This window comes from Rhizobium sp. SU303, assembly GCF_021052345.1.
In the GTDB taxonomy this organism is placed as follows: Bacteria; Pseudomonadota; Alphaproteobacteria; order Rhizobiales; family Rhizobiaceae; genus Rhizobium; species Rhizobium laguerreae.
This window is the reverse complement of record NZ_CP088095.1, coordinates 1,213,391-1,226,148: the sequence shown is the minus strand read 5'-3', so window position 1 is coordinate 1,226,148 and position 12,758 is coordinate 1,213,391. Positions and strand designations below refer to the sequence as shown.

At 62.4% G+C, this 12,758-nt stretch carries 14 protein-coding genes; 7 read left to right on the top strand and 7 right to left on the bottom strand.

The features are described 5' to 3' along the window. Positions 1-2: 2 nt before the first annotated feature. Both pdxA and rsmA read left to right on the top strand, forming a co-directional pair. A complete protein-coding gene (gene pdxA, locus RlegSU303_RS06195; protein ID WP_131629220.1) occupies positions 3-1,031 on the top strand; it encodes a 4-hydroxythreonine-4-phosphate dehydrogenase PdxA in 1,029 nt (342 codons plus the stop codon). After that, positions 1,031-1,858 carry a 16S rRNA (adenine(1518)-N(6)/adenine(1519)-N(6))-dimethyltransferase RsmA gene (gene rsmA / locus RlegSU303_RS06190; protein ID WP_131621920.1) on the top strand — a complete coding sequence of 276 codons (828 nt, stop codon included), beginning with the start codon at positions 1,031-1,033 and terminating at the stop codon, positions 1,856-1,858. The genes pdxA and rsmA overlap by 1 nt, the downstream gene beginning before the upstream one ends. 66 nt (positions 1,859-1,924) lie before the next feature. Here rsmA and gmk read toward each other — a convergent pair whose 3' ends face one another. From gmk to fabD, 7 genes are all read right to left on the bottom strand, one after another. Beyond that, positions 1,925-2,587, bottom strand: coding sequence for a guanylate kinase (gmk, locus tag RlegSU303_RS06185; protein WP_131629219.1), 663 nt, complete (start codon positions 2,585-2,587; stop codon positions 1,925-1,927). A gap of 3 nt (positions 2,588-2,590) precedes the next feature. Next, positions 2,591-3,478, bottom strand: a complete 888-nt coding sequence (locus tag RlegSU303_RS06180) for a YicC/YloC family endoribonuclease (RefSeq protein ID WP_017959808.1) — start codon at positions 3,476-3,478, stop codon at positions 2,591-2,593. A gap of 18 nt (positions 3,479-3,496) precedes the next feature. Continuing rightward, on the bottom strand, positions 3,497-4,714 hold the full coding sequence (gene mltG / locus RlegSU303_RS06175; protein ID WP_026158614.1) for an endolytic transglycosylase MltG: 1,218 nt from the start codon (positions 4,712-4,714) through the stop codon (positions 3,497-3,499). A gap of 182 nt (positions 4,715-4,896) precedes the next feature. Next, positions 4,897-6,159, bottom strand: coding sequence for a beta-ketoacyl-ACP synthase II (gene fabF / locus RlegSU303_RS06170; protein ID WP_062942139.1), 1,263 nt, complete (start codon positions 6,157-6,159; stop codon positions 4,897-4,899). 93 nt (positions 6,160-6,252) lie between these two features. Then, positions 6,253-6,489 carry an acyl carrier protein gene (locus tag RlegSU303_RS06165; protein WP_003547058.1) on the bottom strand — a complete coding sequence of 79 codons (237 nt, stop codon included), beginning with the start codon at positions 6,487-6,489 and terminating at the stop codon, positions 6,253-6,255. A gap of 286 nt (positions 6,490-6,775) precedes the next feature. Further along, complete coding sequence (gene fabG, locus RlegSU303_RS06160; protein WP_017959804.1) at positions 6,776-7,513, bottom strand: 3-oxoacyl-[acyl-carrier-protein] reductase; 738 nt, start codon at positions 7,511-7,513, stop codon at positions 6,776-6,778. A 51-nt stretch (positions 7,514-7,564) separates the two neighbouring features. Beyond that, positions 7,565-8,509, bottom strand: coding sequence for an ACP S-malonyltransferase (gene fabD / locus RlegSU303_RS06155; protein ID WP_017959803.1), 945 nt, complete (start codon positions 8,507-8,509; stop codon positions 7,565-7,567). Positions 8,510-8,723: 214 nt separating this feature from the next. Here fabD and RlegSU303_RS06150 point away from each other — a divergent pair, with 214 nt between their 5' ends. The 5 genes from RlegSU303_RS06150 (at position 8,724) to rplI (ending at position 12,560) form a co-directional block, all read left to right on the top strand. After that, complete coding sequence (locus tag RlegSU303_RS06150) at positions 8,724-9,767, top strand: aldo/keto reductase (RefSeq protein WP_017959802.1); 1,044 nt, start codon at positions 8,724-8,726, stop codon at positions 9,765-9,767. 315 nt (positions 9,768-10,082) lie between these two features. Beyond that, on the top strand, positions 10,083-10,550 hold the full coding sequence (gene rpsF / locus RlegSU303_RS06145; protein WP_003547040.1) for a 30S ribosomal protein S6: 468 nt from the start codon (positions 10,083-10,085) through the stop codon (positions 10,548-10,550). A gap of 14 nt (positions 10,551-10,564) precedes the next feature. Continuing rightward, a complete protein-coding gene (gene rpsR, locus RlegSU303_RS06140) occupies positions 10,565-10,813 on the top strand; it encodes a 30S ribosomal protein S18 (protein WP_003547038.1) in 249 nt (82 codons plus the stop codon). A gap of 159 nt (positions 10,814-10,972) precedes the next feature. After that, a complete protein-coding gene (locus tag RlegSU303_RS06135; RefSeq protein ID WP_094086315.1) occupies positions 10,973-11,959 on the top strand; it encodes a DUF2232 domain-containing protein in 987 nt (328 codons plus the stop codon). Positions 11,960-11,981: 22 nt separating this feature from the next. Then, the gene (gene rplI, locus RlegSU303_RS06130) at positions 11,982-12,560 is read left to right on the top strand and encodes a 50S ribosomal protein L9 (RefSeq protein ID WP_011651241.1); all 579 of its coding nucleotides are present in this window, start codon (positions 11,982-11,984) and stop codon (positions 12,558-12,560) included. Positions 12,561-12,758 lie beyond the last annotated feature (198 nt).

Below are 12,758 nucleotides of genomic sequence, written 5' to 3'. Positions count from 1 at the left end.
TAATGGCGATACCGTTTTTGCGACCGCTTGCGCTGAGCCAGGGCGACCCCGCCGGCATCGGGCCGGATATTACTCTGATGGCTTGGCTGAGGCGGCGAGAACTTGGGTTGCCGCCTTTCTTCCTGATTGGCGACCCCGACGTTCTGGCGTTGAGAGCCCGCCAGCTCAATCTGGCGGTCTCGATCCGCGAGACCGATGAAGCCAGCAAGGCCGCCGGCATGTTTGCCGATGCGCTGCCCGTCATGACCATATCGGCTAGTATCGAGGTCGTGGCCGGCGAACCGCATGCGGCAACGGCGAAAGGCACGATCGCGTCGATCGAGAAAGCCGTGTCGCTTGTCATTGACGGCGAGGCGCTCGCAGTCGTTACCAATCCGATCGCCAAGGCCGTGCTTTACGAAGCGGGTTTCCGGTTTCCCGGCCATACCGAATTTCTCGCCGATCTCGCCGCCAGGGCGACCGGCCGGCCGGTAACACCGGTAATGATGCTGTCCGGACCGAAGCTCCGGGCCATTCCCGTCACCATCCATATTCCGGTCCGCGACGTGCCGCAGGCGCTGACGGGCGAACTGATCACCGAAACCTGCAGGATCGCCCATGAAGATCTGAGGCAGCGCTTCGGCATCGAGGCGCCGCGGCTCGCCGTTGCCGGCCTCAACCCGCATGCGGGCGAAGGCGGGGCGATCGGCACGGAGGACGAGGACGTCATCCGTCCGGCGATCGAGCGCCTGCGCGACGAGGGCATCGATGCGATCGGCCCCCTGCCCGCCGATACGATGTTCCATGACGAGGCGCGGGCGCGATACGACGTTGCCATCTGCATGTATCACGATCAGGCGCTGATCCCGGCCAAGGCACTTGGTTTCGACGACAGCGTCAACGTGACGCTCGGGCTTCCCTTCGTGCGCACCTCGCCGGATCACGGCACCGCTTTCGGCATTGCCGGCAAGGGACTGGCGCGCGAGCACAGCCTCGTTGCGGCGCTGAAGCTCGCCGCCCAGCTCGGCCGCAGCGCGGAAAGCCGCCGCTGATGGCAGCACTCGATGGCCTGCCGCCGCTTCGCGACGTCATCCAGCGTCACGGCCTCGATGCACGCAAGGCGCTCGGGCAAAATTTCCTGCTCGACCTCAACCTCACGCAGAAGATCGCCCGCACGGCGGGGGCGCTCGAAGATGCGACCGTTTTCGAGGTCGGCCCCGGCCCCGGCGGACTGACGCGCGCGATCCTGGCGCTCGGCGCCAGGAAGGTTATCGCCATCGAGCGGGATACACGCTGCCTGCCGGCGCTTGCCGAGATCGCCGATCATTATCCCGGCCGGCTGGAGGTGATCGAAGGCGATGCGCTGAAGACGGATTTCGAGACATTGGCGCCGGAAGGCCCGATCAAGATCATCGCCAACCTGCCCTACAATGTCGGCACGCAGTTGCTGGTCAACTGGCTGCTGCCGAAAGCCTGGCCGCCGTTCTGGCAGTCGCTGACGCTGATGTTTCAGAAGGAAGTCGGCGAGCGTATCGTCGCCAACGAAGACGACGATCATTACGGCCGTCTCGGCGTGCTCTGCGGCTGGCGGAGTGAGGCACGCATGGCCTTCGACGTGCCGCCGCAAGCCTTCACGCCGCCACCAAAGGTGACGTCGACGGTCGTGCAACTGACCCCCCGCGATAACCCGATCCCCTGCGCTGTGGGCAATCTGGAAAAGGTGACACAGGCGGCCTTCGGCCAGCGCCGCAAGATGCTGCGCCAAAGCCTGAAATCGCTCGGCGGCGAGAGCCTGCTCGTCAAGGCCGGGATCGATCCGGCGCGTCGGGCGGAAACCCTGTCCGTCGAGGAGTTCTGCCTGCTGGCGAACAGCCTCTAAAGCGCGTCGCAATCTTTCAGATTTGGTGCTCATCGCGAAATCGCGCAGACTTTTCGGCATCACGCTTTAAAGCGACGGCGTCTCTTCCAGCAACTCGCGGACGAAGTCGAACATGCCATGGCGGCGGTCACGGCGCAGGCGTTCGGCCTTGACGATCGACTGGACGGCGTCGAGGGCGGCGTTGAGATCGTCGTTGACGATGACATAGTCGTATTCGCGCCAGTGGGCGATCTCGGCGCGGCTGTTGGCGAGGCGCGTCTGGATGACCTCCTCGGAATCCTCGGCACGGCGGTGCAGCCGCGACTGGAGCTCGGTCATGGTCGGCGGCAGCACGAAGATCGAGACGACGTCGGCCGACATCTTCTCCTGTAATTGCTGGGCGCCCTGCCAATCGATGTCGAAGAGCATGTCACGGCCTTCGCCCATGGCCTGCTCGACCGGCTCACGCGGCGTGCCGTAGAAATTGCCATGCACCTCGGCCCATTCGAGCAGCGCGTCGCTATCGCGCAACCGCTCGAACTCGCGCACACTCTTGAAGTGGTAATGCACATCCTCGACTTCGCTCGGGCGGCGCTGGCGCGTGGTGACGCTGACGGAAAGGCTGATTTGCCTGTCGGTCTCCAACAGCGTGCGCGCGATGGTGGACTTGCCGGCGCCTGATGGCGACGAGATGACAAGCATCAAACCGCGGCGGGCGATCTGCACGGGCGAGGAATTCGCCGGTTTCATGTCTTACTCCAAATTCTGGACCTGCTCGCGGAACTGGTCGATCACGACTTTCAGCTCGATGCCGGCGGCGGTGACCGCCGAGGCATTCGACTTCGAGCAGATGGTATTCGATTCGCGGTTAAATTCCTGTGCAAGGAAGTCCAGTCGGCGCCCGGCGGGGCCACCTTTCACCAAGAGATCGCGCGCTGCGGCGATATGAGCCTTCAGACGATCGATTTCCTCGCGCAGATCCGCCTTGGTCGCCAACAGCGCGGCTTCGGCATGCAGCCTGTCGCGGTCGAGCGCGGCCATGCCGTCCATCAACAAGGCGACCTGCGCGGCAAGCCGCGCGGCGATCTCCTGCGGCGAGCGCGATGGATCGGCCTCAATCGTCCGCGTCAGGCCTTCGATGGTCGTGACGTGGTCGTGAAGAATGCGGGCCAGCGCCGCCCCTTCCTGTTCGCGCATCGCTCTCAGATCGGCAAGCGCGGCCAGCAGGCCGGCAGCGATATCGGCGTCACGGGCGGCAAGCGCCTCCTCGCCATCCTCGCTTTCGCGGAATTCGACGATGCCGCGCACCAGCAGCAGCGTATCGAGCTTCAGCGGCGCCGGATCGATGACACCGTCCAGTTGCTCGCGCATGGCCAGCACGGCGGCAAGCGCCTGCCTGTTCAGCACCGCCTCGAAACGGTTCTCGTCGGCGGTGACGGATAGCGATGCCTGCAGGTTGCCGCGGCTGAAGCTTTCTCCGGCGAGGCGGCGGACCTCTGCCTCCATGCGTTCGAGACCGGGCGGCAGGCGCAGGCGCAGGTCGAGGCCCTTGCCGTTGACCGAGCGCAGTTCCCATGCCCAGCGCCAGCGGCCGCTCGTTCCCTCGCGCCGCGCAAAACCGGTCATGGACTGCAAAGCCATGCGAGCCTCCCGAAAGTCTCAGTTGATCTTCTTTTTCTTCGGCGGCGCGACGGTCGCGCCATTATCCGCCGGCTGCTCTTCCGGCTGGCCGTCGACTGCGATGTTCGGGTCCGAACCCTTGTCGGCTTCGAGCTTGCGCCAGCGCTTGACGTTGGCATTGTGCTCCTCGAGCGTCGCAGAGAAAACATGACCACCGGAACCGTCGGCGACGAAATAGAGATCCTGCGTCTTCCAGGGATTGGCGACGGCTTCCAGCGCATCCTTGCCGGGATTGGCGATCGGCGTCGGCGGCAGACCCTTGATGACATAGGTGTTGTAAGGTGTGTCCCGCTTCAGGTCCGACTGGTAGATCGGCCGGTCGGCCGGTTTACCCTCGCCGCCGAAGAGGCCGTAGATGATCGTTGGGTCGGACTGCAGGCGCATGCCCTTGCCGAGCCGGTTCAGGAAAACGGAGGCGACATGAGCACGCTCGTCGGGAACCCCGGTTTCCTTTTCGACGATCGAGGCGAGTGTCACGAACTCCTCCTTGGATCGCAGCGGCAGCGACGAGTCACGCTTGTCCCAGATCTGATCGACGAGCTTCTGCTGCGCAGCCGCCATCTGTTCGATGATTTCCGAGCGCTTGGTGCCGCGCGAGAATTTGTAGGTATCCGGACGCAGGCTTCCCTCGGTCGGCAATGCCGCCGGCAAGTCGCCCTCCAGCACGGTATCCTGCAGCATGCGGTCGAACATCTGGCGGACCGTCAGGCCCTCGGGGAAGGAAACGGAATAGAGAATGGACTTGCCCGATTTCAGCAGCTCCATGATATCCCTCATGGAGGCCCTCGCCTTGATCTCGTATTCACCCGCCTTCAGGCTCTCACCGGCAGAAAGATGCGTTGCCGTGAGATAGCGGAAGATGCGGGCATCGCTAATGATCGCGTTGCGCTCGAGGTTCGAGGCGATTTCGGTCAGACCAGCGCCGTTGCGGACGATGAAATTGGTGTTGGTCTGCAGCGGGCCCGGGTTCCGATAGGTCGATGTGGCATAGTAGAAGCCGATGACGGCGACGACACAGACCAGAACCGCCATCGTCATGATGAAGTTCAGGAAAAGAACGACCTGGCCGCGGGCTTTCTTGGACCGCTTCGGCGGCTCCGGAACGCGCTCCGGACGCAGGGCTTCGCTGGGCGACTTCGGGATAATCGGTCCCTTCTGCGCCTGGGTATCGTTGCTCTGGTTCGTCGTATCGCTCACCGGCAATCCTCTAAAACTTGACCCTCACTTCGCTATTTCGCGAAGCAATGCGGCAAAAGCAGGTTCTGCCGCCGTTCAACGACGCCGCTGCCGGTCGTTATGCTTTCGCACGCCCTCCTACGCAACGGAGAGGACGGCCGGTTGCGGTGTATGGGAGACCCATTACACCGCTTGCAGCACTCTTACTGCGCGTAACGGCGCAGTACGAGCGACGCGTTCGTGCCGCCGAATCCGAATGAGTTGGACAGCGCCACATTGATGTCTCGCTCACGCGCCTTGTGCGGAACAAGATCGATCGCCGTCTCCCGTTCGGGATTGTCGAGATTGAGCGTCGGCGGCGCGATATTGTCGCGAATGGCGAGCGTGGTGAAGATCGCCTCGATGGCACCGGCAGCACCGAGAAGGTGTCCTGTCGCCGACTTGGTCGAGGACATGGAGATCTTCGACGCCGCATTGCCGACCAGCCGCTCGACGGCGCCGAGTTCGATCGTATCAGCCATGGTCGAGGTACCGTGGGCATTGATGTAGTCGATATCGGCCGGCGTCAGCCCGGCGCGTTTCAGCGCCATCGCCATGCAGCGGCCGGCGCCCTCGCCGTCTTCGGAGGGCGCGGTGATGTGATAAGCGTCGCCCGACAGGCCGTAGCCGACGATTTCGGCGTAGATCCTGGCGCCGCGCGCCTTGGCGTGTTCCAGCTCCTCGAGCACGACGATGCCGGCACCTTCGCCCATGACGAAGCCGTCGCGGTCGCGATCATAGGGACGCGACGCCTTCTGCGGATCGTCGTTGTGCTGGGTCGACAGCGCCTTGCAGGCGGCAAAGCCTGCAAGCGAAATGCGGCTGACGGGGGATTCCGTGCCGCCGGCGACCATGACGTCGGCATCACCAAGCGCGATCAGCCGCGCGGCATCGCCGATCGCATGTGCGCCCGTCGAGCAGGCGGTGACGACCGAATGATTGGGTCCGCGCAGCTTGTGGCGGATTGAGACTTGGCCGGAGACGAGGTTGATCAGGCGGCCGGGAATGAAGAAGGGGGAGATGCGGCGCGGGCCCTTGTCGCGCAGGGTGTAACCCGCCTCGACGATGCCTTCGATGCCGCCGATGCCGGAGCCGATCAGCACGCCGGTGGCGATCTGGTCCTCATCGGTTTCAGGATGCCAGCCGGCATCGGCAAGCGCCATGTCGGCGGCGGCCATGCCGTAGATGATGAAGGGATCGACCTTGCGCTGCTCCTTCGGCTCCATCCACTGATCGACATTGAAGGTGCCGTCGGTGCCGTCACCGATAGGAATACGGCAGGCGATCTTGGCGGGAAGGTCATCGACCTCGAATTCGGTGACGAGGCGGGCGCCGTTCTGACCGGCAAGCAGCCGGGACCACGTCACCTCGGTTCCGCATCCCAAGGGTGATACCATGCCGGTACCGGTGATGACGACACGTCTCATCGCGTGCTTTCCCCCGTCTCTTATGTTCTATGGAGAAATATGCCGAAAAGAAAAGGGCGGACTCCAGGCCCGCCCTTTCTCAAATTCACAGGATCAGGCCTGGGCCTTCTCAATAAACTTCACTGCATCGCCGACCGTCAGGATCGAGTCGGCAGCGTCGTCAGGAATTTCAACGCCGAATTCTTCTTCGAAAGCCATGACAAGTTCGACCGTGTCGAGCGAGTCAGCGCCCAGATCGTCGATAAAGCTGGCGCTCTCGACGACCTTGTCGGCGTCGACGCCAAGATGATCAATAACAATTTTCTTTACGCGTTCTGCGATATCGCTCATGTCGGTTTCCTCGACCTTATGTCCTGATCGGAATGCCATCGCGGCACCCCTACCCTGTTTCAGCCTGCGATGTTTTCAGACATCCTCGGCAAACTCGTTTACCCGGCTTCAGAGATGTCCCAGGCTTGCAAAAAGCCCGCCGGTCCGTCTGCTTTCTCGGGACGACTGTTCACAGTCATGGCCCGCTTAACATGCTTTATGTCTGCCGCAAAGCCAGAAAATCAACGGTTCGTGATTGCTCAACATGCTATTGGCGGAATTATTCACACGCCAACAGTTTGTCGTTTCAGATCATCGCCATGCCGCCGTTTACGTGCAGCGTCTGGCCCGTCATATAAGCAGCCTCGGAGGACGCAAGGTAAGCGACCGCCGAAGCCACCTCGCCGCCCGTGCCCATGCGCTTCATCGGGATCGCTCCCATGATCGCTTCCTTCTGCTTGTCGTTCAGCTTGCCGGTCATGGCGCTCTCGATGAAGCCCGGTGCGACGCAGTTGACCGTCACGTTGCGGGTGGCAATCTCCTGCGCCAGGGACTTGGTGAAGCCGATCATACCGGCCTTGGAGGCGCAGTAATTGGCCTGGCCCGGATTGCCGGTGACGCCGACGATGGAGGTGATGTTGATGATGCGGCCATAGCGGCGGCGCATCATCGGATGCGTCAATTCGCGCGTCAGGCGGAAGGTCGCCGTCAGGTTCACTTCGAGAACGCTGTCCCAGTCCTCGTCGCTCATGCGCACGAACAGCCCGTCGCGGGTGATGCCGGCATTGTTGACGAGGATGTCGACGCCTTCGAGGTCGGCCTCGGCCTTCTGGCCGAGCGCCTTGACCTCATCGCGGTCGGAGAGGTTCGCCGGGAAGATCTTGACGCGCTCGCCGAGATCGGCGGCCAGCGCTTCCAGCTTCTCGACGCGGGTGCCGTGCAGGCCGACGATGGCGCCCTGCTTATGGAGAAGGCGGGCGATTTCCTCGCCAATACCGCCCGATGCGCCGGTGACGAGAGCCTTGCGGCCGGAAAGATCGAACATGGAAACGTTCCTTATATAAGGGACACCAAATCCGGTGTCCGGAGATACCAATCAGGCCATGAGGGCGGCGACGGCCGCGTCGATATCCGCCGGACCGTTGACGGAGATGCCGTTGATCGTCTTGTCGATGCGGCGGGCAAGGCCGGTCAGCACCTTGCCGGAACCGAGTTCATAAAGCGTCGTCACGCCATTTCCGGCAAACCATTCCACCGTCTCGCGCCAGCGGACCTGACCGGTCACCTGCTCGACCAGCAGGCTGGCGATCTCGTCGGCGCCGGTCACCGGGGCGGCACGGACATTGGCGATGAGAGGCACGACGGGGTCGAACTTGGCGACCGTTGCCAGCGCTTCGCGCATGGCGTCGGCGGCAGGCGCCATCAGCGTCGAATGGAACGGAGCAGAGACCGGCAGCAGAATGGCGCGCTTGGCGCCCTTGTCGGTCGCAAGGGCGGCCGCCTTTTCGACGGCTGCCTTCTCGCCCGAGATGACGATCTGGCCGCCGCCATTGTCGTTGGCGATCTGGCAGGCGCCAACGGCGGCCGCTGCCTCACAGACGGCAACGACGTCGGCATGTTCGAGGCCGATGATCGCGGCCATGGCGCCGACGCCGACGGGAACGGCCGCCTGCATGGCGTTGCCGCGGATGCGCAACAGCCGCGCGGTGTCGGCGAGCGAAAAGGTGCCGGCGGCGCAAAGCGCCGAATATTCGCCGAGCGAGTGGCCGGCGACGTAGGCGACCTTGGACTTCAGATCCAGCCCTTTGGCCTCCAATACGCGGACGACGGCGATCGAGACGGCCATCAGCGCCGGCTGGGCGTTCGCAGTCAAGGTCAACGTATCCTCGGGACCGTTGAACATGACGTCCGAAAGCTTTTCACCGAGCGCCTCATCGACTTCTTGGAAAACGGCGCGGGCTTCCGCGAAATTCTCGGCGAGGTCCTTGCCCATGCCGACGGCCTGACTGCCCTGACCGGGAAAAGTGAAAGCAATGGTCATTCTCGTGTCCCTGGCTCATGCCCCTGATTGCGCCCCTTGAGGCTGTTTTGCCTCCAATTGACATTCTTTCCGGCAGAGTCAAGTAGCGGCTCATTCTCCGCAAAGCCTTTCGCGCGCGCGCAAAAGCCCGGCTTTTGCTCTTGCGCTCCGCCAAATCCAGCCTAGATTTGCCCGGACCTCCCCAAGGCTTTCACCTCTCTCCCAAGGTTTTTCCATGAAGTACAATTCACTAGGCCGCACCGATATTTCCGTTTCAGAGATTTGCCTTGGCACCATGACCTGGGGCTCGCAGAACAGCGAAGCCGATGCGCATGCGCAGATGGATTACGCCGTCGAAAAGGGCGTCAATTTCTTCGATACGGCCGAACTTTATCCGACCACCCCGGTTTCGGCCGCGACACAGGGCTGGACCGAAGACTATATCGGCAGCTGGTTCAATAAGACCGGCAAGCGCGGCGATATCGTGCTCGCCACCAAGGTCGCCGGCCGCGGCCGCGATTATCTGCGCGGCGGCGAAGGTGCCGATGCAAAGAATATCCGCCTGGCGCTCGAGGCCAGCCTGACGCGGCTGAAGACGGATTACGTCGACCTCTACCAGATCCACTGGCCGAACCGCGGCCATTTCCATTTCCGCCAGAACTGGAACTACAATCCGTTCACCCAGGATCGCGACAAGGCCGTCGCCAATATGCTCGACATCCTGGAAACGCTCGGTGCGCTGGTGAAGGAAGGCAAGATCCGCGCGATCGGCCTTTCCAACGAAACCACCTGGGGCATACACAAATACCTGACGCTCGCCGAACAGAAGAGCCTGCCCCGGGTCGCCAGCGTCCAGAACGAATACAACCTGCTCTACCGCCATTTCGACCTCGATCTCGCCGAACTTTCGCATCATGAGGATGTCGGGCTGCTCGCCTATTCGCCGCTTGCCGGCGGCATCCTGTCCGGCAAATATATCGACGGCGGCAGGCCGAAAGGTTCGCGCGGTTCGATCAACCACGATATCGGCGGCCGCCTGCAGCCGCTGCAGGAGCCGGCGACCAAAGCCTATCTGGACATCGCCGCAACATACGGCGTCGACCCGGCAGCGATGGCGCTCGCCTTCTGCCTGTCACGTCCCTTCATGGCCTCAGTCATCATCGGCGCGACATCGATGGAGCAGTTGAAAATCGATATCGGCGCGGCAGATATTACGCTTTCGAACGAGATCCTGGCGGAAATCGCCAAGGTGCACCGGCAGTATCCGCTGACGCTTTGATCCTATTTGTCTGGCGCCTGCCCGATGCCGACCATTGGCCGGCATCGGGTTCGGGTGTCCGATTGCGCTTGCCTTTGCCCAAAAAATCCGTATAAGCCGCCCTGTTCGTTAACCCGGTCTTCTGGCTGGTGGCTGAACGGAGGGCCGGTTTCCTCACGGAAATCGTTCGGAACGGAAGCGTTCCAGCCTCCCGTGTCTCCGCTCTCGACCGTCTCGGAAACGCTTTCTTGCCTGGGTCCGCCCAATCAGGAGCAGTCGTTGAGGCTTAGCCGCCGAATATCGGGTTGAACCAAACGCAAGAAAGGCAAAGCTGTCATGGCTCTTTATGAACATGTATTCCTTGCCCGGCAGGATATTTCCGCTCAGCAGGTCGATGCCCTCGTAGAACAGTACAAGGGTGTGATCGAAGCGAATGGCGGTAAGGTCGGGCGTATCGAGAACTGGGGCCTCAAGTCCCTCACCTACCGCATCAAGAAGAACCGCAAGGCACACTACGCCCTGATGGACATCGATGCGCCGGCTGCTGCCGTCCAGGAAATGGAACGTCAGATGCGCATCAGCGAAGACGTTCTTCGCTACATGACGATCGCCGTCGAGAAGCATGAAGAAGGTCCGTCTGCCATGATGCAGAAGCGCGACCGTGACGACCGTCCGCGCGAAGGCGGCCGTGGCCCGCGTGAAGGCGGCTTCGGCGATCGCGACCGCGGCCCGCGTCCGCCGCGTGAAGGTGGCTTCGGCGACCGCGACGACCGTCCGCGCCGTCCGCGCGAAGACCGTGTATAAGGGAGATCTGAGATATGTCTGAAACTTCCTCCGCTCCGGTCCGCCGCCCGTTCCATCGCCGCCGCAAGACCTGCCCGTTCTCCGGCGCCAACGCGCCGCGGATCGACTACAAGGACGTACGCCTGCTGCAGCGCTACATTTCCGAGCGCGGCAAGATCGTTCCGTCCCGCATCACGGCCGTTTCCCAGAAGAAGCAGCGCGAACTCGCCCAGGCGATCAAGCGCGCCCGTTTCCTCGGCCTGCTGCCCTACGTCGTCGCCTGATCATCGGCCGACGCGCACACCCTTGAGGGAAGGCATTCGTGCCTTCCCTTCTCCCTTCCGCGATGGGCGCGGATCGGAACTCTTAAAACCCATGTTGAGACGTTTCTGAATTTGATTCAGCAACATCCTCTAACTGCTTGATGAAGCAGGACAGCGACCTTGAAACGACCGAACATTAAAACGCTGCTGATCGGCGCACTCGCCGGGTTGACCGCCGCCCTGCTGGTGCTGGGCGCGAGCATGCAGCCGTCGTTTTTCAGCGCGCTTCTCTACACGGCTTCGGCTTTGCCGATCCTGATCGTCGGGCTCGGCTGGGGCAATACCGCCGCGGTCTCGGCCGTCGTCAGTGCCGCAGCACTCGGCGCGATCTTGATCTCGCCTTCCTTCGCGCTGATCATGACGATGGTGACGCTGCTGCCGGCCGGTTGGCTCAGCCACCTCGCCAATCTGGCGCGTCCGGCCGCCGAACTCGGCGGACCCGACCATCTGCTTGCCTGGTACCCGCTCTCCGATATCCTGTTGCATCTCTGCGGTCTGGTGACGCTCGCCGTCATCGTCATCGGTGTGATCATCGGCTACGGGCCTGAGATTACCGACCCGATCGTCGATCTGCTGATCACCTCGCTCAAGCAGCAGCAGCCGGAATTCATGCCCGATCCGGCAGCGACCGCGCAGACCAAGTCGCTGATCCTGCTGATGCTGCCGGCTTTGCAGGGCGGCATGTGGGTCAGCATGCTGTTTGCCGCCTATTATTTTGCCGTGCGCATCGTTGCAGCCTCCGGCCGCGGCCTTCGTCCGCGCGAGGACATTCCCTCGTCGCTGCGGATGAACCGCAACTCGATCTTCATCTTCCTGGCCGGACTTGCCGCCTGCTTTTTCGGCGGCGTTCCGGCACTGGTCGGCGCGACCGTGATCGGCGCCTTCGGTGCCGGTTTCATGCTTTCCGGTTTCGCCTCGCTGCATTTCCGCACGCGCGGCAAGGACTGGCGCATACCGGCCCTCATCCTCTGCTATCTGGGCTCGATGCTCATGCTGCTGCCAGTTCTCCTCATCCTCGTCCTCGGTCTCAGCGATACGCGCAAGGCGATCGCACTGACCCCGACGAAAGATGCTGATACCCCCAAACAATCCGATACGAAAATCTGAGACACAAGAAAGGAAAAAGAAAATGCAAGTCATCCTTCTCGAACGCATCTCCAAGCTCGGCCAGATGGGCGAAACCGTAAAGGTTCGCGACGGCTTTGCCCGCAACTACCTGCTGCCGCTCGGCAAGGCGCTGCGCGCCAACGCCGCCAACAAGACCCGCTTCGAAGCCGAGCGCGCAACGCTCGAAGCCCGCAACCTGGAGCGCAAGTCGGAAGCCCAGACGGTCGCCGACGTTCTCGACGGCAAGTCCTTCATCGTCGTGCGCTCCGCCGGCGAAACCGGCCAGCTCTACGGTTCGGTTGCTGCCCGTGACGTCGTCGATATTCTCGGCGCCGAAGGCTTCAACATCGGCCGCAACCAGGTTCACCTCAACACGCCGATCAAGTCGATCGGCCTACACAAGGTCGAGCTGCAGCTGCATGCCGAAGTCGAAATTCACGTCGAGCTGAACGTTGCCCGTTCTGCCGAAGAGGCAGAGCGCCAGTCCAAGGGCGAAGAACTCACCTCGGTCGACGCGATCTACGGCGTCGACGAAGACGCGCTGCGTCCGGAAGACTTCTTCGATCCGGAAGCTGATGGCGTCGACGAAGACGAAGCATAATTTCGTCGGAGCGATCCGCGAGAGGGAAGCCCGGCCACCGCGCCGGGCTTTTTCGTTTCCACCCCTTCGATGTGAGCTGCCGATCGGTTCACTTTTTTAAAGGGGATCTTCCGGATGTTTTTGCTGCGTGCCTTATCGCATCGCGCTAAAATGACATTCTCCGAAACGGATGGGCTGAGTCGGCGCCATACCGTGTCG

What these genes read in the sequence shown, in the direction of transcription:
- pdxA (WP_131629220.1), top strand. Translation starts at nt 3, where the DNA reads ATGGCGATACCGTTTTTGCGACCGCTTGCGCTGAGCCAGGGCGACCCC.
- rsmA (WP_131621920.1), top strand. Translation starts at nt 1,031, where the DNA reads ATGGCAGCACTCGATGGCCTGCCGCCGCTTCGCGACGTCATCCAGCGT.
- gmk (WP_131629219.1), bottom strand. Translation starts at nt 2,587, where the DNA reads ATGAAACCGGCGAATTCCTCGCCCGTGCAGATCGCCCGCCGCGGTTTG.
- RlegSU303_RS06180 (WP_017959808.1), bottom strand. Translation starts at nt 3,478, where the DNA reads ATGGCTTTGCAGTCCATGACCGGTTTTGCGCGGCGCGAGGGAACGAGC.
- fabF (WP_062942139.1), bottom strand. Translation starts at nt 6,159, where the DNA reads ATGAGACGTGTCGTCATCACCGGTACCGGCATGGTATCACCCTTGGGA.
- RlegSU303_RS06165 (WP_003547058.1), bottom strand. Translation starts at nt 6,489, where the DNA reads ATGAGCGATATCGCAGAACGCGTAAAGAAAATTGTTATTGATCATCTT.
- fabG (WP_017959804.1), bottom strand. Translation starts at nt 7,513, where the DNA reads ATGTTCGATCTTTCCGGCCGCAAGGCTCTCGTCACCGGCGCATCGGGC.
- fabD (WP_017959803.1), bottom strand. Translation starts at nt 8,509, where the DNA reads ATGACCATTGCTTTCACTTTTCCCGGTCAGGGCAGTCAGGCCGTCGGC.
- RlegSU303_RS06150 (WP_017959802.1), top strand. Translation starts at nt 8,724, where the DNA reads ATGAAGTACAATTCACTAGGCCGCACCGATATTTCCGTTTCAGAGATT.
- rpsF (WP_003547040.1), top strand. Translation starts at nt 10,083, where the DNA reads ATGGCTCTTTATGAACATGTATTCCTTGCCCGGCAGGATATTTCCGCT.
- rpsR (WP_003547038.1), top strand. Translation starts at nt 10,565, where the DNA reads ATGTCTGAAACTTCCTCCGCTCCGGTCCGCCGCCCGTTCCATCGCCGC.
- rplI (WP_011651241.1), top strand. Translation starts at nt 11,982, where the DNA reads ATGCAAGTCATCCTTCTCGAACGCATCTCCAAGCTCGGCCAGATGGGC.